Below are 21,717 nucleotides of genomic sequence, written 5' to 3'. Positions count from 1 at the left end.
ATTTTACTTTAATAAAACATTACTCATATTATGGATTTTGTTTAATTAAAAGGGGATAAAAAAATATAAAATTTCCTCAGAATTTCATATTGCTTCCTTAGCTCAGCTGGATAGAGCAACTGCCTTCTAAGCAGTGGGCCGCAGGTTCGAATCCTGCAGGAAGCGTTAAAATTAAAGTTTTAATTATTTAAATAATGAATTTAAAATAAATTAGACCATGTAAAAATAAATTTAGAAAGTGATTATTAAAGAATTAAAAATTCAAATTAAAAATATAGGAGGTTTTGGTCAATTATGTTTTTATTTAGGCACATTTTTCCTGGCTTCAGCTTTACCAATAGCTGGCATATTTTATTTGATTGCACTTTTTACTTCAATTCACAAAACAAAGCGTTCCATATTAAAAGATGGATGGAATCAAATTTTGATTGTCTCATCTGGATTCATTCTTTTTAGTTCAATTAAAACCAATTTATTTCATCTGCAAAATAATACAAATGAGATTCAATATTCATCTTCCTGGTACTCATTATTTAATTGGATCCCACTATTTTTAATATTTATATACTTTCAACATTACTTAAAGAATAAAGATCAAAGGTCTTGGTTCTCAAAAATACTTATTTCAGGAACTTTTCCAGTTTTTTTCAGTTGCCTCTTACAATATAAATATAGACTTTATGGGCCTTGGGAAACATTTGGAGGATTAATAGTTTGGTTTAACAAACCACTTTATGGGATTGATGGGGGAGCACCATTTGATGGACTTTCAGGTTTATTCAGCAATCCAAACTATTTAGGTTTTTGGTTATCTACCATCTTTCCTTTAATAGTTGCCTTGATATTAGAAAACAAATTTTTTAATTATAAAAAATTCTTTACTATTGGATTATCTCTCTTAACAGTTATTTTAATATTATATACTCGATCAAGGAATGCGATATTAAATTTATTCGTTACTTCTTTTTTGGTTTTTGGATTAAAAAATTTATTGCTAGCTTTAATAATCATTATATTAATTTTCTTTTTTGTTGATTTACTTAAATTTGGTTCAATCTTCCCAGAGGCATTTGCAAGAATCGGGTCAATATTTTATTCTCAATATCTTAGGTTTAATATCTGGTCAAATACAATTAAATTGATTGCACAAAGACCAATATTTGGATACGGTGCTGCAACATTCCCAATTTATTTCAGCATTAGAGATATTGGGATTCAGCATACTCATAATTTACCGCTACAAATTGCATACGATTATGGAATACTTAATTCAATAATTTTAACTTTGTTTGTTACATTTCTAGTTTTTAGAGGCTATCAAGCGATATTAGAGGCAAAATCATATAAGGAAACAAATATATTTAACAGATGTTGGCTAATTGCTTCGTTTGCGACTATTTTTCATCATTTCTTCGATATTACTTATTATGATGGAAAGATAAGTATTTTGATTTGGATACTATTAGCTGGTCTAAAATGTATAATTGATGAGTGCAAAAAAAGTAAAAAATATGTTTAACAATATATCAATTTTAACTCTCTAAGTATATTTTTAGAATAAGAAAAGTATAGGATTAGAATTTAAAGAAAAAATCATAACTTAATGGAGATTAGAAATATTTGCTGTATTGGCGCAGGTTATGTAGGGGGACCAACAATGGCAGTCATTGCCAATTATTGCCCTAATATTCAGGTAAATGTAGTTGATATAAATCCAGAAAGAATTGATCAATGGAATGATGATGATTTTTCAAAGTTACCTATTTTTGAACCTGGACTCGCAGAAATTGTAAAAAAATGTAGAGGAGTAAACCTTCATTTTTCAAATGAGATGGAGAATCAAATCAAGAAAGCAGATATGATTTTCATATCTGTTAATACACCAACAAAAGTTAAAGGAATTGGAGCTGGCCAAGCCATAGATCTTAAATATGTAGAAGCATCCTCTCGAGAAATTGCGAAGTACTCAGAAGGATTCACAATAGTTGTTGAAAAAAGCACATTGCCAGTAAAAACAGCGCAAACTATTAAAGATATACTAGACGCAGAATCAAAATCCAAAGAAAAATTTACTGAGAAAAATTTTGCTGTACTATCAAATCCAGAATTCTTAGCTGAGGGAACAGCCATAAATGATTTAAATAATCCTGACAGAATTTTAATAGGTGGAGACAACAAAGAAGCAATAGATTCATTAGTTCGTATATATACAAATTGGGTTGATAAAAGCAAAGTTTTAACAACAGATCTATGGAGTTCTGAATTATCTAAACTAATTGCAAATGCGTTTCTAGCTCAAAGAATAAGCTCCATTAATACAATTTCAGCATTATGTGAAGCAACTGGAGCAAATATTAAAGATGTTGCATTAGCAGTAGGCATGGATAAAAGAATTGGGAAATACTTTCTTAATAGTGGGCCGGGTTTTGGAGGAAGTTGTTTTAAAAAAGACATTTCTAATTTGGTTTACATCTCTAATCATTATGGATTAAGTGAGGTTGCAGAATATTGGCAAAAAGTTTTAGATATAAACCTCTGGCAACAAAAAAGATTTGTGGAATTAATTGTAAAACAAATGTTCGGGACCATATCATCAAAAAAGATTGCAATTTTAGGTTTTGCCTTTAAATCTAATACTAATGACACCAGAGAATCGCCCGCTATCTATATTTGCAGGAAACTGATTGAAGAAGGAGCAATTTTAAATATTTATGATCCAAAAGTTAGCCAAAATCAGATTAATAAAGACCTAAAAGGATGTAAAGAGGACCTTAATGTTCCAAACAATAACAAAAAATGGACTTTTTCCAATTCCCTTTATGAGACTTTTAATGATACAGATGCTGCAATATTTATGACGGAATGGGAAGAGTTTCAAAATCTTGATTGGAGTACAATTTCACCTAAAATGAGAAAACCAGCATGGATTTTTGATACGAGATCTATTATTAAAAAAAATGTAATTAAAAAATATGGAATTAATATTTGGCAGGTAGGATCTGGCTCATAAATACCTTAAAATCTCAATAGTAACTTTTAATAAATGGATAAAAAAGTATTAATAACAGGCGTTGCAGGTTTTATTGGATTTAATCTTTGTAAAAAGTTGATGAAAGAAAAAATAAATATTATAGGAATTGACAACCTAAATTCTTATTATGATACGAACTTAAAAAAAGCAAGATTAGATAATTTAAAAAATACTGAAGGAAATTTCAATTTCTTCAAAGTTGACATTGAAGATAAAGAAAAAGTTGATGAGATTTTCTTAAATTATAAACCTTCAATAGTTATTAATTTAGCTGCCCAAGCAGGGGTTAGATATTCAATTAAAAATCCAAGAACATTTATTAGTACTAATATCCAAGGATTCGTAAATATATTAGAAGCATGTAAAAATAATCAAATTGAACATCTTGTATACGCAAGCAGCAGTTCAGTATATGGTGGTAATGAGCAACTTCCATATTCTGAAAATAATATTGTTGATCATCCTGTAAGCATTTATGCGGCTAGCAAAAAAGCAAATGAATTAATTGCTCATGCATACAGTCATTTGTATTCAATTCCCTGCACAGGGCTAAGATTCTTTACAGTATATGGTCCATGGGGTAGACCTGATATGTCATATTTTTTATTTACTAAGGCAATTCTTGCAGGAGAAAATATAAAAATTTTTAATCACGGTCAAATGGCTAGAGACTTTACTTACATAGATGATATTTGTGAAAGTTTGTTCAGGATAATGAAAAAGGCCCCCACTGGTGAAAAAGCCTTTGATAAAAAAAATCCACTAATTAGTTCTAGCTGGGCTCCTCATAAAATTTTTAATATTGGTAATTCTAACTCTATAACTCTTATGGAATTCATTGAAAGTATTGAAAAGGAGTTAGGAGTAAGAGCCAAGAAAAATTTTCTCCCTATGCAACCTGGAGATGTTAAATCTACGCTAGCTGATACTTCACTTTTAGAGAATTGGATAAACTATAAACCATCAACAAAGATAAAAGATGGTATCAAAGAGTTCGTGCATTGGTATAAATTCTTTTATAAAAAGGCTTAGTTTTATTATTTTAATAACTTTAAAAAGTCCATACAAATCTCTTAGATTTCTTCAATAAATTCATAATATATATCGAATTCATTATTTTAAAATTCAACTAAATCTTTATTTGATAAATATTAAATTGTATTTTTAAATAAATTTAAAAATCTTTAAATTCTATTAATTTAAACTTAAATTTCAATAAATAAATAAAAATTTATATTTAATTTTTATTTAAAATTTTCAAAAACTATTTTCGCAATATAAACTTAAAATAATTATTTAACTTAAATTGAAATTATCTTTTTTTTCAAGAAACAAATCTAATAATATAAAAAGAAAAATAAATTTTATTGATTTATCTCGACAAAGAAAATCAAGGAACCATTTAGGTTTTACACTCAAAAATATTATTGATAAGAATATCAAAAATGTTATGGATCATGGCCAATATATTTTGGGGCCTGAAGTAAAACTCTTAGAAGAGAAATTAAAAAACTTTACTAATTCCAAATATTGTATAGGCGCGTCTAGTGGAACAGATGCTCTTTTATTAGCATTAATGGCATTAGGAATATCTGAAAATGATGAAGTGATAACAACTTCATTTTCTTTTTTTGCCACTGCTGAAGCCATTTGTTTATTAAAAGCAAAACCAATATTTGTTGATATTAATCCTAATTCATACAATATTGATCATACAAAAATAGAAGCAAAGATAAATTCAAAAACCAAGGCTATAGTGGCTGTAAGTTTATATGGACAACCAGCTAATTTTACTGAAATCAATAAAATTGCATCTAAACACTCGATACCAGTTATTGAAGATGCAGCCCAAAGTTTTGGATCAGAACATCACGGAATTAAAAGTTGCAATTTAAGTACCATAGGCGTCACAAGTTTTTTCCCCTCAAAACCATTAGGATGTTACGGTGATGGAGGAGCATGTTTTACAAATGATGCAAAAATAGCGGAAAGGATAAGAAGAATATCTCTGCATGGTCAAGAGAAAAGATACACACATACTCAAATTGGTATCAATGGAAGATTAGATACGATTCAAGCAGCGATACTTTTAGCTAAATTTGATTTTTATCCATCTGAAATAAAAAAAAGATCAAAGATTGCACAATATTATTCACAAAAGTTAAATGAAATTAATATTAGTTTTACACCTCTTATTGAAAAATTTAATAGCTCAGTTTATGCACAATTTACTATTCAGATAAATTTTAGAAATGAATTCCAAATGAAATTAAAACAAAATGGAGTTCCTACTGCAGTTCATTATCCTCAAATATTACCCATGCAACCTGCATTATTAGATAATGCAAATATTGAACAAATTACCAGTGCGAATAAGGAATCAATATTAGCCAGCGAAAGAGTAATCAGCTTACCATTTCATCCTTGGATAAAAGAGTCAGAGATTAACTATATAGTTAATAACATAAAAAACTTAATTTCTGAAAATAAAGATTTTCTAATAAAAGACTAACTTTTTTATCATAAATTTCTAATTTATATATTCTTTTATTTTGGATTATAAATTGGTAGTTTTGTTAGTTCTAGATATAATTCTATAAATTTTAAAATTATTTACTAAATAATTTTATTCAACCTTATACAACTTTATTAAAATTTAATAATGTCAGTAAATCCAACTGCTTTTATTCATCCAACCGCTATTGTTGATACAGGAGCATCAATTGGAGCAAATTGTAAGATTTGGCATTGGTCACACATTTGTGGGGGAGCTAAAATAAAAGATGAAACCTCAATAGGTCAGAATGTATACGTCTCTAATAAAGTTTCAATAGGCAAAAACGTAAAAATACAAAATAATGTATCAGTCTATGATGATGTCACTTTAGAAGATAATGTCTTTTGTGGCCCAAGTATGGTTTTCACGAATGTAATTAATCCTCGTTCTCAAATTAATAGAAAAAATGAATACTTAAGTACGTTGGTAGAGGAGGGTGCTACTTTAGGAGCAAACTGTACGATAATCTGCGGAAATAAGATTGGGAAATATGCTTTTATTGGAGCGGGTGCGGTAATAACAAAAAATGTTAGACCATATTCTTTAATGGTTGGAGTTCCAGCTGTACAAGTCTCATGGATAAGTGAATATGGTGAGAAAATTTATCTACCTTTGTCAGGTTCTGGTGAATGGATTTGCCCTAATACAAATTCTAAATATATTCTTGAAGGTCAAAATTTAATTAAAAAAGATTAAATAATAAATTGCTGAAGAATTGATACTATATTAAACGTTTAAAATAACAAGATTAATGTAGAGGATCTTTGAGCGATGTTATCATTTATTTGTTTTAATAATTAATGAAAATAGATAGCAAAAACCAAGGACAAAATGGTAAAGAATATATTATCAATAAATTTGATAATGGAGAGGCCACTGTAGGAATCATAGGACTAGGTTACGTTGGATTACCACTTGCATTGACCTATGCTTCAAAAAAAATAAAAGTTTTAGGTTTTGATATAAATGAAAATATTATTAATAAAATCAGAGATGGGGAAAGTTACATACACCACATCAAGTCTGAAATAATTTCCAAAGCAAGAATTAATAATATCCTAGAACCAACTTCTGACATTTCGAGAGTTCAAGAAGTTGATGCAATTATAATTTGTGTACCAACACCATTAAAATTGCATAGGGAACCTGATCTTAAATATATTAAACAGACAATTAAGTCAATTTCAGATTATTTAAGACCTTATCAAGTTCTTTCTTTAGAAAGTACTACTTATCCAGGAACAACTGAGGAAATTATTCAACCATACATAGACAAAAAAGGATTTAAAATAGGAGAAGATTTCTTCTTGATATATTCTCCAGAAAGAGAAGATCCAGGAAATACTAGTTACAACACATCTAACATTCCAAAAGTGCTAGGAGGCTATACTCAAAATTGTAGCGAGGTTGGGTTTAAACTTTACAGCCAAATAATTTCTAAAATTGTAACTTTAAGTAGTTTAAGAGCTGCTGAAATGACAAAACTTCTTGAAAACATACATAGAGCAGTAAATATTGGCTTAATGAATGAATTAAAACCCTTAGCCAATAAAATGAATATAGATTTATATGAGGTAATTAGAGCAGCTTCGACAAAACCTTTTGGCTTTGTCCCATATTACCCAGGCCCAGGACTTGGGGGACATTGTATCCCCATAGATCCATTTTATTTGACATGGAAAGCAAGAGAATATGGAATGGATACAAGGTTTATAGAATTAGCTGGGCAAATAAATGCATCTATGCCTGAATATGTAGTGCAAAAAGTATCAGAAGCTTTAAATAATAAAAAGAAATCAATAAATGGTTCTAATTTAATAGTATTAGGCCTTGCATATAAAAAAAATGTTGATGACGCCAGAGAGTCGCCATCTATTGAACTCATAAAACTCTTAACAAATAAAGGAGCTAATGTAAAATTTATTGATCCATATTTTGAGCAGTTCCCAGATATAAGAAAATATAAATTAAGTATTGAGAAAATAGAGTTAAATCAAGAGAATCTAGTAAAAAGTGATTGTTTAATTGTTGCTACGGATCATGATTGTTTTGACTATGAATTGATAAAAAATTTTAGTCAATTAATTATAGATACAAGGGGGAAATACAATACAAGCGATAAAATAATAAGAGCCTAAATTTAATTAAGAATTTTCTAGATATTCATAAATCTTATTTAATTTCTCATATTCAGAAGACCATATAAATTCTGATTCTTTATTTTTTATATTTCCTTTTATAAAATCAATTTTTTTGGATAAATTGCTTATTCTTTCAATTATCTCATTAACATCATTTACAATTATTCCTACTTTATTTTTAATAATATAAGATGATAAATCAGGAATATTTGATGCAATCACTGGGATCCCTCCTGCTAAAGATTGAAAAAGTTTATTTGGCATACAGAAATAATCACTTAATGAATTCGTTTCTATCAAACATAATGAATAATCAAAACCTTTTATAAATTCCACAATATAATCTTTATGAACGAATGGATGAAGGTATATATTGCTTTTGGGATTAGAAATTTTTGTGATTTTATTTTCCAAAGAACCTTCTCCCAAAAAATATAAATTATATCCATCTTTGAATCTAAAAATATTTATGAGCTTTTCAATCGATCTATTTTCTTCAAGTGCACCTATATATATTAAATTTATACCATTTTTTTTTGGTGGTATTTTTTTTAATAGTGAGTTACCACTTCCTAAAGTAATTTTTGGTGATTCTGGCTTATTAAAAATAACCGCAACTTTCTTTGCGCCCTTCCATTTATAACAATGAGCTATTGAATCTGATACGGTTATTAAATAATCACAAGTAATAATAGGTAAATATTCATAGATAGTCCTCAAAACTTGTTCTTTAGGGGAAACGAAACTATCCTGAGATTCCAATTCATGAGCATCAAAAATAAATCTTGTTCTGAAAAAAATTTTAAAAATAATTGCTATATATAGCCCTGACAAATCATGGCAATGGATAATCTTAGGTTTTAAAAGAAAACACTTTAAAATAAACCTTAAATTGAATTCTAAAAAGCTTATTAATTTTCGAACGCAAGAGTTTAAAAAAAAGTTAGATAAAGGTTTAATAGCAACTAAACTTACCTTTTTATTATTATAGTTTTCTTTTAGATAAGATTTTTTCTTATTAATCCCAATAATATACTGAACATAATCCCCATTTATATCAGCAATACTGTTAGCAATATTTAGTATTCTGGAATCATATATTGGGTCTGTATGAGTAATATGAATAATATTTTTAAAAGGCATTTAATTTATTTATCCAATAAAATGTTCATACCATTGGGCATAATTAATCAATCTCCATATAGCATCACTATTATGATATTTTTCTATTGAAAAATCAAAATATTTCATCAATCTTTCTTTATCTACTGCATCACATTTTAATGCCCATGATTCTACTATTTCCCTAAAAAAAACAGAATTTTTTATAAGCCACTTTTCTTGTGAAGTTTCTAAGCCTATTTTATCTTTTCTCCATAAAATATTTTCAGGTACTATTCCCTTCATTGCTTTTCTAAAAATGGATTTTGATAATCCATTATCATCAATAAAAAAATTTTCAGGCAAATTCAAAGCAAATTCTGCCATATCGCATGTAAGAAATGGCAATCTACTTTCTACGGAAAAATGCATTGAATTTCTATCTGCGATTCTTAGTAATGCAGGTAAACCTCTTCCATTCAAAGATGCAATTAATTTTTCAGTTACTCTTTTACCACTAAATTCGTTCTTAAAATCATCTCTAATTTCAGAAAAATAAACGTTATATTTTTTTAAAAAATCATAATTTAGCCAATTTGGTCTAAAGTCTCTATTTAATTGTTTTCTTAACAACATATAAATCTTATCTGGAAGGGTTATTCTCCCAAAATCCATGATTCCAAGTTTTATATTTCTTCTAGGATACTTAGACCATTTAATTAAAAATGAAATAGTCTTAAATAATTTAAATTCTTCAATTAAAGATAACATTCTATAACCTACGTATCCATCATAACCTCCCAGTAACTCATCAGCTCCTTGACCATCAAGAGTGACTTTAATACCATTATCTCTAGCTGCTTTGTATATACAATATTGAGCATAGGAGCTCGTAGAAGCAAAAGGTTCACCTTGCGATATGATTAGGTTATCTAAATCATTTTTAAGATTTTCAGATGTTCCTCTAATATAGTGTGGAATAGCACCGACATATTCATTAACTATTTTTGCCCATTTAAATTCACTAATCTTTTGATCATCATCAATATAGGTGAAAGTATTTATATCAATATCTGGATATAAATACCTCATTGCACAAACAATTGAAGAAGAATCTAACCCCCCAGATAATGCTGCGCCAACCGGCACATCACTTCTTAAATGAAGTTCAATATTCTTAAGAAATAAGTCCCTTAATTTAAATACTGAATTTTCATAATTTGGTTTTTGAAATTTTTTAAAATCTGGTTGCCACCACTTAGTTTTTTTAAAAGATATTTCATCACCAAATTCAAATTCAATTAAATGCCCAGGCTCTAATTGATATATATTTTCAAAAAAAGTCTCACAATTATTATCATAAGTATTTTGCACAAGATAATTATAAAAACTTACATAATTAGGCTTATTTGAATAAGGGGATAGCTTTAGTATTGCATTTATTTCTGAAGAAAAATGTAAATTGCTATTGTCGTTTTTAAAATATAGGGGTTTTATGCCAAAATTATCTCTTACTAAAGTTAAAATTTTTTTTGTTTTATCATATATGCAAAATGCAAACATGCCTCTGAATTTATTAATGCAGTCCTTCCCCCATTTGGTCCAAGAATTTAATAAAACTTCCGTATCAGATGATGTCTCAAATTTAAAACCTAGACTACTAAGTTCCTTTTTTAATTCTTTATAATTATAAATCTCTCCATTAAAAGTTAATATCAAATTTTTTGATGATGAAATCATTGGTTGATGTCCAAGCCTTGATAAATCTAATATTGATAATCTCTTGTGCCCCAATATTAAAAACCCATTATCTAATTTAATCTCCTCAATACCAGAATCATCTGGCCCCCGATGATCTAAAGAATCAAGAGCATTTTTAAATTTTTCTTTATTAATTAATCCATTATTTGTAAAACATCCAGCTATTCCACACATTTATTTATCAACTCAATAAATTCGAACCAAAATAACACTATACATAATTAGGGTAAAATTTCCTAGTTTGATAATTAATAAAAGTCACAACAAAACATAATTTTCTAATTATTTTAAACTAACTATAATTTAATATTTATTTCATAAATAATTTTAAACAATACCTCTTCTTATAATTATTAAGCTTAACTTTTTCAGATGAAAAAAAATATTGAAAAGGAATTAATTAATATCGCAATTATTGGTTGTGGAAGAATTAGCAAGAATCATATTAAATCAATCTTAATCGAGCAAAAAAGATCTAGGTTAGTAGCAATATGCGATACGTCCAATGAGAGACTTCTTTCTTCTATAGAACTTATAAAAAGTTTATCCAAAGAAAAAGATATACTATACAATCCTCCAAAACAATTTCTCAATTATTCAGAACTTATCGAAGAAGTTACAACAAAAAAAATTAATGTTGACTTAGTTGTTCTTACAACTCCAAGCGGAATGCATTTCTCACAAACAAAATTAGCGGCAGAAGCGGGTATTAACATTTGTACAGAAAAGCCAATGGCTGTTAAGTGGGAACATGGATTAGAAATGATAAATTCTTGCAAAAAAAATAATGTAAGACTTTTTGTTGTTAAGCAAAATAGATTAAATAAAACAGTACAACTTGTAAAGAAACAAATTGATAAAGGTCGCTTTGGGAAAATTGCTCTTGTAACAATAAACGTTTTTTGGCAAAGGCCTCAAGCTTATTATGATCAAGATGAATGGAGAGGAACAAAAGAACTTGATGGTGGCGCACTAATGAATCAAGCAAGTCATTACGTTGATTTTATAGATTGGCTTATTGGTCCAATTGATTATTTGAGTGCTACTACTTCTACAATTAGTAGATCAATAGAGTCTGAAGACACTGCCGTAATACAAATGAAATGGCGAAATGGTGCTTTAGGAACAATGGCTGTTACTATGCTTGCATATCCTAGAAATATTGAAGGATCGATTACCATTTTGGGTGAAAAAGGTAGTGTGAAAATTGGAGGTAAAGCAGTAAATAAAATAGAGTTATGGGAATTTTCTGACAATTCAGAAGATGATTTATTGGTAGAGGATTCAAACTATGAGACTACAAGTGTTTATGGATTTGGACATCAAGCATATTGGGCTAATATGCTTGATGCTTTGTTAAATAATAAAAAGGCAATTTGCGAAGGTAATGATGGATTAAAAAGTCTAGAACTTTTAATTGCTTCATACAAATCCTCATATGAGAAAAAGATAATAAAATTACCTTTAAAAAGTTAAATGTTTAATTTCAATCTATTTGAAAATTGATAATGAAAATATCCAGAGAAGGTTTTGATTGGTTAGAAGAGCTATTTTCTGAGAGATATGGGATCAAGACACAAATCATAGAAGAGAAGGCAAAATCTCGAATAAAACTTCTAATCAATAATGAAACCAAAATCTACTTTGCTCAAGAAAAAAACAAAGTTGATTTTGAAAAGTTGGAAGGTTCTTGTGAATATTGGAATTTCAAAAATGAACAATTTAATCACACAAAAAAAAAATCAATACCTTTACCAGGAATCCAAACTGCCATTTATCCAATTGTTCAATATCATACAAAAACCATAACTCTAAACTATGATGTAATTTCCTTTATTTATTGGAATCTTACAAGAATAGAAGAAGTGAATGATAAAAAATTAGATATTCACTACAGAAATCTTGGGAGAAATAGCTACGCATACAAAAATAATTATTTATACAGGCCAATAGTTGATGAGTGGATTTTGATCATAAAAGAATTAATTTATAAAAAAAATCCAAAATTAAAATTTAAAGAAAACCTTTTTAAATTAGAACCAACTCATGATATTGATTTACCTTTTAAATATCTCTATGCGACAAAAAGAGAAATTTTTAGGACTTTCCTAAGCGATTTTATCAAAAGGAAAAAAATTAAAAAAGCTTTTAATAGTCTTTACCAATCCATAAAAATTAATCTTGGAGAAATCAAACTTGATCCATATAATAATTATTCAAGATTAATGGACATTTCTGAACAATTTAATACTAGAAGTATATTTTTTTTTCAAGTCAACCAATCAAATAAAGATTTCGATGGAAATATAAATTTAAATAATCTTTATATTAAAAATATTTTAAGAGAAATTTATAAAAGGAATCATAATATAGGGATTCATCCAAGTTATGAGGCATACAATAATAAAGAATTACTTTGGCAAGAGACAAAAAATTTACAAGAAATACTAAATAGTTTCGGCATCGATAAACAGATTAGAGTTTCAAGGATGCATTATTTAAGATGGGACCATAGGTATTCACTAGATGCTTTAGAAAATGCTAATTTAAATTTTGATAGTACTTTGGGCTACGCTGATACAGGAGGTTTTAGATGTGGAACCTGTTTTAAATATAGATTTTTTGACCACTATAAAAATAAAAAAAGGGATATTTATTTAAAACCCTTGATTCTTATGGAAAGTACTCTTTTCTCTAGTAATTACTTAAACCTAAGCTACGAAGACAGTAATAATTTTATTACAAATATCAAAAATGAATGTAAAGAAGTTGGAGGGAACTTTTTATTTTTATGGCACAATAGCAGCCTTAATAATATTGATGAGTGGAAAACTTATAAAAATATTTTCAAGGATTTATGATAGTCTTTATAATACATTCTATTTAAAGTTAAAGATTAGCATGTGCGGGATATTCGGAATTTTTAACAATAAAAGTATTAATTTTGATAAAAAAAATTTGTCAAAGTTAGCAGCACTTTCAGAGCAAAGGGGTAAAGATTCAAGTGGAATAGTTTCTTATAAAGATAACCAATATACAGTGGAAAAATCTTCTGAACCGATAACTAAACTTATAAAAAGAAATAAAAATATTTCTTCAAATTTTATTATTGGGCATAGTCGATTAATAACAAATGGATTAATAGATGATCAACCGATTTGCAGAGATAGAATCGTAACTATTCACAACGGTATTATTATTAATACAAATGAATTATGGGAAGAACTGGATGATAAACCTAAACTTTCTATTGATACAGAAGTTATTCCAGCAATTTACAGCAAATTTATCAATAAAAAACTAAATCTAGATGAAATATCTGAAATTATTTTGGAAAAATGCATAGGTACACTAGCTTGTGCAGTATTAATTCCTGAATTTGGCAAAATAATTTTAATTTCGAATAATGGAAGTTTATACATAGGTAAGAAAAATGATAGCTACATCTTCGCTTCAGAGCTTTATTTTTTGAAGAAACTTTATTGCAACAATATCAAACAAATTAAAAATTCATATTTAATATACGATGTACCTAAAACAAAGAATATTTTATCTAAAGAAAATTTAGATGCTAATAAAAAAGATATTATCCCTAATTTAGGAATCATTAATAGTGATGAGGATAAAATCTTAAAATACAAAAAACATAATTTGAAAAGATGTTCGAAATGCGTTTTACCAGAAACAATGCCTTTTATTAGTTTTGATGATAAAGGAGTATGTAACTATTGCAAAAACTATAAATTGAGAAATAAGCCAAAACCTATTGAAGAATTATTTGGATTATTAGATAAATATAAATATAAGAAGCCAGAAAATTGTATCATCCCATTTTCTGGTGGAAGAGATAGTTGTTTCGGATTACATCTCATAGTTAAGGAGCTAAAAATGAAACCTATTACTTATACTTACGACTGGGGAATGATTACAGACCTTGGAAGAAGGAATATAAGTCGAATGTCTTCAATTCTTAATGTAGAAAATATAATAGTTGCTGCAGATTTAATAAAAAAAAGAAGGAACATAACAAAAAACTTTACTGCCTGGCTTAAATCACCACATCTTGGGATGGTGAGTATTTTAACAGCCGGGGATAAGCACTTTTTTAGGCACATTGAAACGGTAAAAAAGCAAACAGGGATCAATTTAAATATTTGGAGTGTAAATCCTCTAGAAGTTACTTATTTTAAATCTGGGTTCCTTGGTATTCCCCCAGACTTTGAAGAGAAACTTGTTTACTCAAATGGAGTCTTTAAACAATTAAGGTATCAATATTTAAGATTCAAAGAAATGTCAAGGAATGTTGGTTACGTAAATCGTTCAATCTTTGATACTCTCAGTGGAGAATATTACAGGAGCTTTCAAAAAAAATCTGATTATTATCACCTCTATGATTATTGGCGTTGGGATGAAAATGAAATTAACCAAACATTGATTGATTCATATGATTGGGAACAAGCCCCTGACACCTCTACCACTTGGAGAATTGGAGATGGCACAGCTGCTATGTACAATTATATTTACTATACAGTCGCCGGTTTTACAGAGCACGATACTTTCCGAAGCAATCAAATCAGAGAAGGTGATTTAACAAGAGATGAAGCCTTAAAACTAGTGGAGGAGGAAAACAAACCTAGATATCCTAATCTTAAATGGTATACGGATTGCATAAATCTCGATTTTAATGAAGTCATAAAGACAATAAATAAAATACCTTCAAAATACTAATATCAATTCTTAGTTCTAGTCCATTCAGGTACTAGAAGAGATAAAGTATCCAAAACTCTATCTAATTCTTGATTAGAAATATATTTCTCTAATTTATTAATTGATTCGGTAAGAATTGTATGATCCATAACTTTCTCATTAGCTTTATAAATTAAGGAGTGTTTAGTTTTTTCAGAGTAATTATTAACAAGTAATTCTTCATGGATTTTCTCTCCTGGTCTCAAACCAGTAAAAATAATTTCAATCCCATCGTTATGCAATTTTGGATTTTTCTCAACCAATCCACTTAGTTCTATCATTTGCCTAGCTAAATCAATAATCTTTATCGGTTTACCCATCTCTAGAAGAAATACTTCTCCTCCTTTAGCTAAAGAAGATACTTGAATAACTAACTGAGCAGCCTCTGAAATTGTCATAAAATATCTAGTCACGTTTGGGTCAGTAACAGTTATTGGTCCTCCATTAGAAATTTGTTTTTTAAATAATGGTATAACCGAACCTGAAGAGCCAATAACATTACCAAATCTAACTATAGAAAATACAGTACTCGAATTTTCGTTTTTAACTTCATATTTTGAATATGACTTTATGATTTGTTCTGCTAATCTTTTTGAGGCTCCCATGATATTTGATGGTCTTACAGCCTTATCAGTAGATACAAGAATAAATGTTTTTAAATTTAATTTAATAGCAACATCAGCTATTACTTTAGTTGAAAAAACATTATTAAAAATACCAGATATTGGATTAATTTCTACTAAAGGAACATGTTTAAAAGCCGATGCATGAAAAACTATTTCCACTTTATGCTTCTTAAATATTTCGAGAACAAAATTATAATCAGTAGCATTTCCCAACACAGGAATCAAATCAATTCCTTTTTTGCACTTATCCTTTAGTTCACTATGGATATTATATAAATTCTCTTCACTTAACTCAAACAAAATTACTCTTTTGGGTTTGAATTTTAAAATTCTTCTGCATAGTTCGCTACCTATTGAACCACCTGCACCTGTAATACAAACTGATGAGTTTTCTAAATTGGAGGAATATTTCTCAATTTCTTTTATATGACTTTCTCTGCCCAATAAATCCTCAATTTTTATTTCTCTAAGTTGATCGATTTGGAACCTACCAGAAGTGATTTCATCAATAGATGGGATTTCTAAAATTGGCAATCTATATTTTGATAAATAAGAAACTAATGCTCGTCTTTTTTCTCTATTTAAAGAAGGAATAGCTATGAGTATTTGATCTATTGAAGTTTCTAAATCTTCTAATTTAGTTTTAGAAAAAATTTTGATGTTATTTATTTCTCTGCCCTTCAAAGAAGGATTATCATCTATAAAGCAAACTATATTATATTTTACGTTATTTATTAAATAAGAGGAAAGCATAGCTCCCGCAGAGCCAGCTCCATATATAGCAATATTAGTTTTATTCTTTACTATTTCTTTCTCTATATTAAATATTATATCTCTCAGAAAAAACCTAATTCCACCAACGAAAAACGTTAAATTCAAGCAAAGAATTAACCAAAAACTCAAAGGCAATATATTAATTCTGAAAATAAAATTAATTAAGAATAAAGAAGTAACTAAAAAAATATTTCTAAATAAAAGTTTGTAAATTGCTTTGCTGCCAACATACTTTATTAAACCCTTATATTGAGAGGTATTTACATAGATAGTGATCCCAATAAATAAGGTCTGGGCATATAAAATGAAAAAATTTTGTGAAAAAAGTTGATTTTCATTCTTATTAACCCAATACGTGAAAACTAATATTAAAAAAAATAATAATGCGTCGCAAAAAATAAAAATAAAAGATCTAGTTCTTCTTTTTTTAGACTTTAACCATTCAATAATAGAAAAAATAGTTTTCATTTTTGTTTAGCAATCCTTTTTATTAAATTTTTGGATATTTCAGATTTCACTAATTATTTAACATGCATACATCTTACTCTATCAATAATATCCTTAAGATTGGGATAATATTCTTTCTCTAAAAAACTTGAAGTTGGTGCTGGTGCAAAAGGTAAAGTAATCCTAGACGGAGGATATCTCAAAACAGTTACATCTATATTTTCAACAACATTAGCAATGATTTCAGCTGAGAGTCCACACGATGACCAACCACCATCTATTACTAATAAAGACTTTGTTTTATTAACTGAATTAATTACCAAATCAAGATCTAATGGATTTATAACTCTTAAATCAATTAATTCACAATTAATCCCCTCTTTCTTGAGAGAATATATTGCATTCTTAGCTAGCAAAGTAGAGTAACTGCTCGCAACTATAGTTAAATCCGAACCGTTTTCTATGATTTTAGGCTTCTGATTAACTAGTTCAATATTTTTGACTTCAGGCAAATAATCCTCTTGGCTATAAAGCCAACGATCATCAATGTAAAGAACAGGGTCTTCTGATAATGCTGAGGCAATTAATAAATCTCTCGCATCACAAACAGTTGATGGCATTACAACTCTCAAACCTGGTATATGAGCAAACCATGAATGTAATGATTGTGAATGTTGAGCACCTTGCTCACCTCCTCGATTAATTATTGCTCTAATAGTTACGTTAGAACTATTTTCACCGCCGAACATATGGGACCATTTGGAGGCTTGATTAACAATAGGATCAACAGCATAAAGCATAAAGTCCATCCTTGGATGAACAATGATTGATTTCATACCTACAAGACCTGCACCTACTGCTAATCCAGTACAAGAAGCTTCTGAAACAGGCGTATCAATGATCCTTTCTTTACCATATAGTTTATCAAGGTCTTTCATAGAATTACCTACATACCAGGGACTCCAAAGCCCCTGGCCAATAATGAAAAGATCAGAATAATTTGACAATAAATACTTGAAACCCTCAAGAATTGCTTCATCATATCTAAAAATTTTTTTCATAATTTATAAATTACTTCTTACAAAAAACTCTTTTTAAGGTTTGACTTTTTTCAGGATAAGGATCATTTAATGCCTCATCCCATAATATTTGTATTTCATCTTTAATTGACTTAATTAAATTATCAGTAGATTTTTTGTCCCATAAACCACTTTTAATTAAAGAATTCTCAAGCCTTTCTATTGGATCTCTTTTTTTCCACATTTTGAGCTCTTTAATAGATCGACTTAAACCTACATCAACATCTTCCCTCCAATCAACATGTCCTAACCATCTATAGGTAATAGCTTCAATCAAAAAAGGGCCTCCACCATTTCTTGCATTTTTTACAGCACAAGATGAAGCTTTATAAACTTCAATAATGTCGTTACCATCGATCATTCTATATGGGATTGAATTTGTCTTAGCAAATCTTGAACAGTCAAAAGACGTCTGTCTTTCAGATAAATGCATATGACTTGAAAGCAAATTATTTTCTATCATAAAAATTACCGGTATCTTATACAAAGAAGCCAAGTTAAGTGACTCTTGAACTACACCTTCCTCTGTTGCCCCATCTCCCAGATAACTTACTGATAGATTACCTTTTTGTGCTATTTTCGCCGCGAAACCGGCTCCAACTGCCAAAGGTACAGTGCCAGCTACTATTGGAACTGAGCCGACAAATCCTACACTACGATCACTAAGATGCATGGATCCTCCCATTCCTTTAGACAACCCAGTCTCCTTTCCAAGTATTTCAGCAAATAATCCTTTTACAGATGATCCCAAAGCTAATAAATGCGCATGCGATCTATGAGCCCCAAAAACATAATCTGATGATTCCAAATTTGCAGATAAACCCATAGCTATTGCTTCTTGACCTATACCTAAATGAACAGGACCTCCAATAGTTCCTTTCTTTCTCTCATCTGCCAAATGAAATTCAATTAACCTGATTTTGGTCATCAATTTAAAGAAATTTACTAAATCTTCTTTATTAAAATTATCTATTTTTATTGGTTTATTATAAAAATTAGGATTAAAAAGTTCATTCAATTTATTCATTTTTACTTCCTATAATTCTTTCATCATACAATGTTTAAAGACTTCAATATTTTCTTTGAGCTGCTCAACATTTTTAATTCCCAAAATAGTAGAAAAAATATTTTCATTATCGCAGATATATTTTATAGAGTACTGCGTCATTGATAGATTATGTTTTTTGGCTTTAAATTTAAGAGATTCTAATTTCCTTTTTGAATTTAGAATAGATTCCCTCTTAAAGGAATATAATCTTGATCTTCTATCATTTGAATCAAAAATATAATCTTCGTTATATTTGCCAGTTAATAGGCCAGATGATAAGACGTTATATGCCACAAATTTAATTGCATTATTTCTACAATACGAAAACAATTCTTTAGGATGATCAATTAGGAAATTAAACGGAGCTTGTAAAAAGTCAATTTTACAAAATTGCGAGACCTTTATTAACTCTTCTTTTGAAAAATTTGAGCATCCAATATATTTGATCAATCCTTCCTTCTGAAGATCTCTAAGAGTATAAAATGTTTCCTCAAAATCAGTTTCTAGATCTGGCCAATGAATATAAAATAAAGGTATATATTCTAACTTCAAATTTTTCAGACTTTGAATTATCCCTTTTCTTATTGAATTAGCAGAGGAATCCTTCCAAACTTTAGCTCTCTTATTCTTTGATTTTGACCAAACAAGGCCACCTTTAGTTGCAATAAACATTTTACTTCTTCTTTTTCCTAATATTGCAGCCAATCTTTCTTCAGATAAACCTAGTCCATAAATAGCGGCAGTATCAAAAAAGTTAACTCCATTTGCAATAGCGATATTTATGCATCTTTCAATTTCATCTAGTGATACCTCCCCCCAATCAGTTCCTCCAAGAGCTTCGCATCCAAAACAAAATCTAGATATTGATTCACTCAATTTAGTAATCCAGTAATATTTTTTAATCCAAGGATACCAAAAGCAGTCTCAATCAATATTCTTAAATCAAAGAAGAAATTATGTTCTCTCAAATATCTTAAACGCAATTTATTTTTGATTGGTTCTATTTCTTTCTCATAAATAAAATCAGCGTCTTTATTGCCCAATATTTTATCCATATCATTAAAGTAAATAGAAGATAAGTCAGTTATTCCAGGTTTAATATCTAATATTTTTTTTTCTTCATTATTGTACTTATCTGTATAGTAAAGTACTTGCGGTCTTGGTCCTGTAATGGACATTTCACCTAGAAGGACATTAAAAAATTGAGGGAGCTCATCTATTTTATATCTCCTCAAAATTCTCCCAATTTTTGTCAATCTAGGATCATTAAAAGATGTTGAATAACCGCCCATTATTTCTGCATTTTGATGCATAGTTCTAAATTTAAGAATAAAAAATATCTTTCCATGATATCCAACCCTTTTACCTTTATAAATAATAGGGCCTTTTGATGTTGCTTTAATGAGAATTGAAATAAGTAAAAGAAGTGGGCAGAAAATTATTATTATTATTAAAGAGAAAAATATATCAAATAATCTTTTAAAAAAGTAATAATTAATTTTAGATTTCAATCCAAATTCCATAAATTATTTAATTGGTTCTGACAATTCAATAATCATTATCCAGGCAAATTTCCCAATAATTGGAATAGATAAAATTATGGAATCAAACCAGTCGAATATTTTATATATTTGATTAAAAAATGGCATCTTCCTAAATGGAACCAATAGTAATGAAAATAAATGAAAAAATTTGACATCAACTTTTTTAAAATATTTTGACATTATTTCCAAACTTTCTACACCAAGAATATGCTCTACTTCCCATTCTGTTCTTAAATGAGGAGTTAACTTTCTATACCAATGTATTAATGGATTATGTCTTAATGCCTCGACACAAATCATCTCGCCATCATTTTTTATAACTCTAGATAATTCGGATAATGCTTTATCTAAATCAACATGATGTAATGCTCCATACTCTACTCCAAAGTCAAAAGTATTATCTTTAAATTCTAAATTCTCTCCATCCATTACAAGAAATTTACATCGTTTATCAACGTTCATTTCTTTAGCATTTAAATTAGCATTATCAACTCCTTCAGGTGAAATATCTATACCTTTAACTGCAGCACCAAATTGTGCAGCCAAGATCCCATTCTCTCCATTACCGCATGCAAAATCAATAACTTTATCATTTGATTTTATTTTCTTTTTTAACCATTTTTCCTTATATCTTTCACTACTTTTAGTTACTGAATAATATTTCATATTGGCGAAATAATAATTATATTTCTCTTTATCTTTAATCAATTCATCAAGATTATCTATCTTATCAATTGCATGTGTATCAGATATCCTTTCAAATCCTTGTAAGACCTCTCGCCTTTTTCGTGAATGTTCAATTTCCTTTCGTTTTCTCTCTTCCATTTAATAATTAAACCCAAATAATTACTATCATACATTT

General features: G+C 28.6%; 17 protein-coding genes and 1 tRNA gene. 10 read left to right on the top strand and 8 right to left on the bottom strand.

Translation table 11 applies throughout. From position 1 onward, the window contains the following. Positions 1-91 precede the first annotated feature (91 nt). The 7 genes from EU91_RS02865 to EU91_RS02895 all read left to right on the top strand — a co-directional run bounded on the left by EU91_RS02865 (position 92) and on the right by EU91_RS02895 (position 7,726). Positions 92-165 (top strand) — tRNA-Arg (locus EU91_RS02865). Positions 166-238: 73 nt separating this feature from the next. Continuing rightward, a complete protein-coding gene (locus EU91_RS02870) occupies positions 239-1,519 on the top strand; it encodes an O-antigen ligase family protein (protein ID WP_032524729.1) in 1,281 nt (426 codons plus the stop codon). Between the two features lie 84 nt (positions 1,520-1,603). Beyond that, on the top strand, positions 1,604-3,010 hold the full coding sequence (locus tag EU91_RS02875) for a nucleotide sugar dehydrogenase (RefSeq protein WP_032524728.1): 1,407 nt from the start codon (positions 1,604-1,606) through the stop codon (positions 3,008-3,010). Between the two features lie 33 nt (positions 3,011-3,043). Continuing rightward, positions 3,044-4,063, top strand: coding sequence for an NAD-dependent epimerase (locus tag EU91_RS02880; RefSeq protein WP_032524727.1), 1,020 nt, complete (start codon positions 3,044-3,046; stop codon positions 4,061-4,063). Between the two features lie 274 nt (positions 4,064-4,337). Continuing rightward, positions 4,338-5,543: a DegT/DnrJ/EryC1/StrS family aminotransferase gene (locus EU91_RS02885; protein WP_275040662.1), complete on the top strand. Its 1,206-nt coding sequence runs from the start codon at positions 4,338-4,340 to the stop codon at positions 5,541-5,543. A gap of 150 nt (positions 5,544-5,693) precedes the next feature. Further along, the gene (locus EU91_RS02890; RefSeq protein WP_032524726.1) at positions 5,694-6,284 is read left to right on the top strand and encodes an acyltransferase; all 591 of its coding nucleotides are present in this window, start codon (positions 5,694-5,696) and stop codon (positions 6,282-6,284) included. A gap of 104 nt (positions 6,285-6,388) precedes the next feature. Further along, a complete protein-coding gene (locus EU91_RS02895) occupies positions 6,389-7,726 on the top strand; it encodes a nucleotide sugar dehydrogenase (RefSeq protein ID WP_052041297.1) in 1,338 nt (445 codons plus the stop codon). A 6-nt stretch (positions 7,727-7,732) separates the two neighbouring features. On the opposite strand, the gene EU91_RS0108735 is transcribed toward EU91_RS02895, so the two are convergent. Then, complete coding sequence (locus EU91_RS0108735; RefSeq protein WP_032524725.1) at positions 7,733-8,872, bottom strand: glycosyltransferase; 1,140 nt, start codon at positions 8,870-8,872, stop codon at positions 7,733-7,735. 9 nt (positions 8,873-8,881) lie between these two features. Further along, complete coding sequence (gene asnB / locus EU91_RS02900; RefSeq protein WP_032524724.1) at positions 8,882-10,765, bottom strand: asparagine synthase (glutamine-hydrolyzing); 1,884 nt, start codon at positions 10,763-10,765, stop codon at positions 8,882-8,884. 198 nt (positions 10,766-10,963) lie between these two features. On the opposite strand from asnB, the gene EU91_RS02905 reads away from it, so the two are divergent. The 3 genes from EU91_RS02905 to EU91_RS02915 are packed head-to-tail and all read left to right on the top strand — an operon-like array spanning position 10,964 to position 15,319. After that, positions 10,964-12,067 (top strand): Gfo/Idh/MocA family protein, encoded by a 1,104-nt coding sequence (locus tag EU91_RS02905; protein WP_032524723.1) that lies wholly within the window; start codon positions 10,964-10,966, stop codon positions 12,065-12,067. Positions 12,068-12,099: 32 nt separating this feature from the next. Further along, positions 12,100-13,452, top strand: coding sequence for a polysaccharide deacetylase family protein (locus tag EU91_RS02910; RefSeq protein WP_032524722.1), 1,353 nt, complete (start codon positions 12,100-12,102; stop codon positions 13,450-13,452). Beyond that, entirely contained in the window at positions 13,346-15,319 is a 1,974-nt protein-coding gene (locus EU91_RS02915; protein WP_206538271.1) for a hypothetical protein, read from the top strand. The genes EU91_RS02910 and EU91_RS02915 overlap by 107 nt, the downstream gene beginning before the upstream one ends. A 2-nt stretch (positions 15,320-15,321) precedes the next feature. Here the strand turns inward: EU91_RS02915 and EU91_RS02920 are convergent, their stop codons facing one another. Genes EU91_RS02920 through EU91_RS02945 form a run of 6 tightly spaced genes read right to left on the bottom strand, consistent with a single transcriptional unit; the run spans position 15,322 to position 21,680 of the window. Then, complete coding sequence (locus EU91_RS02920; RefSeq protein ID WP_032524721.1) at positions 15,322-17,205, bottom strand: polysaccharide biosynthesis protein; 1,884 nt, start codon at positions 17,203-17,205, stop codon at positions 15,322-15,324. 53 nt (positions 17,206-17,258) lie between these two features. After that, positions 17,259-18,245: an alpha-ketoacid dehydrogenase subunit beta gene (locus tag EU91_RS02925; protein ID WP_032524720.1), complete on the bottom strand. Its 987-nt coding sequence runs from the start codon at positions 18,243-18,245 to the stop codon at positions 17,259-17,261. Positions 18,246-18,255: 10 nt separating this feature from the next. Then, positions 18,256-19,290 (bottom strand): thiamine pyrophosphate-dependent dehydrogenase E1 component subunit alpha, encoded by a 1,035-nt coding sequence (locus tag EU91_RS02930; protein WP_032524719.1) that lies wholly within the window; start codon positions 19,288-19,290, stop codon positions 18,256-18,258. A gap of 9 nt (positions 19,291-19,299) precedes the next feature. Then, on the bottom strand, positions 19,300-20,187 hold the full coding sequence (locus EU91_RS02935) for an aldo/keto reductase (RefSeq protein WP_032524718.1): 888 nt from the start codon (positions 20,185-20,187) through the stop codon (positions 19,300-19,302). Then, positions 20,184-20,834: a sugar transferase gene (locus EU91_RS02940; protein ID WP_052041295.1), complete on the bottom strand. Its 651-nt coding sequence runs from the start codon at positions 20,832-20,834 to the stop codon at positions 20,184-20,186. The genes EU91_RS02935 and EU91_RS02940 overlap by 4 nt, the downstream gene beginning before the upstream one ends. Positions 20,835-20,837: 3 nt before the next feature. After that, positions 20,838-21,680 carry a class I SAM-dependent methyltransferase gene (locus tag EU91_RS02945; RefSeq protein ID WP_052041293.1) on the bottom strand — a complete coding sequence of 281 codons (843 nt, stop codon included), beginning with the start codon at positions 21,678-21,680 and terminating at the stop codon, positions 20,838-20,840. Between the last annotated feature and the right edge of the window lie 37 nt (positions 21,681-21,717).

Origin of the sequence: Prochlorococcus marinus str. GP2 (assembly GCF_000759885.1) — a bacterium.
Classification (GTDB): domain Bacteria; phylum Cyanobacteriota; class Cyanobacteriia; order PCC-6307; family Cyanobiaceae; genus Prochlorococcus_A; species Prochlorococcus_A marinus_J.
This window is presented reverse-complemented; position numbering and strand designations above follow the sequence as displayed.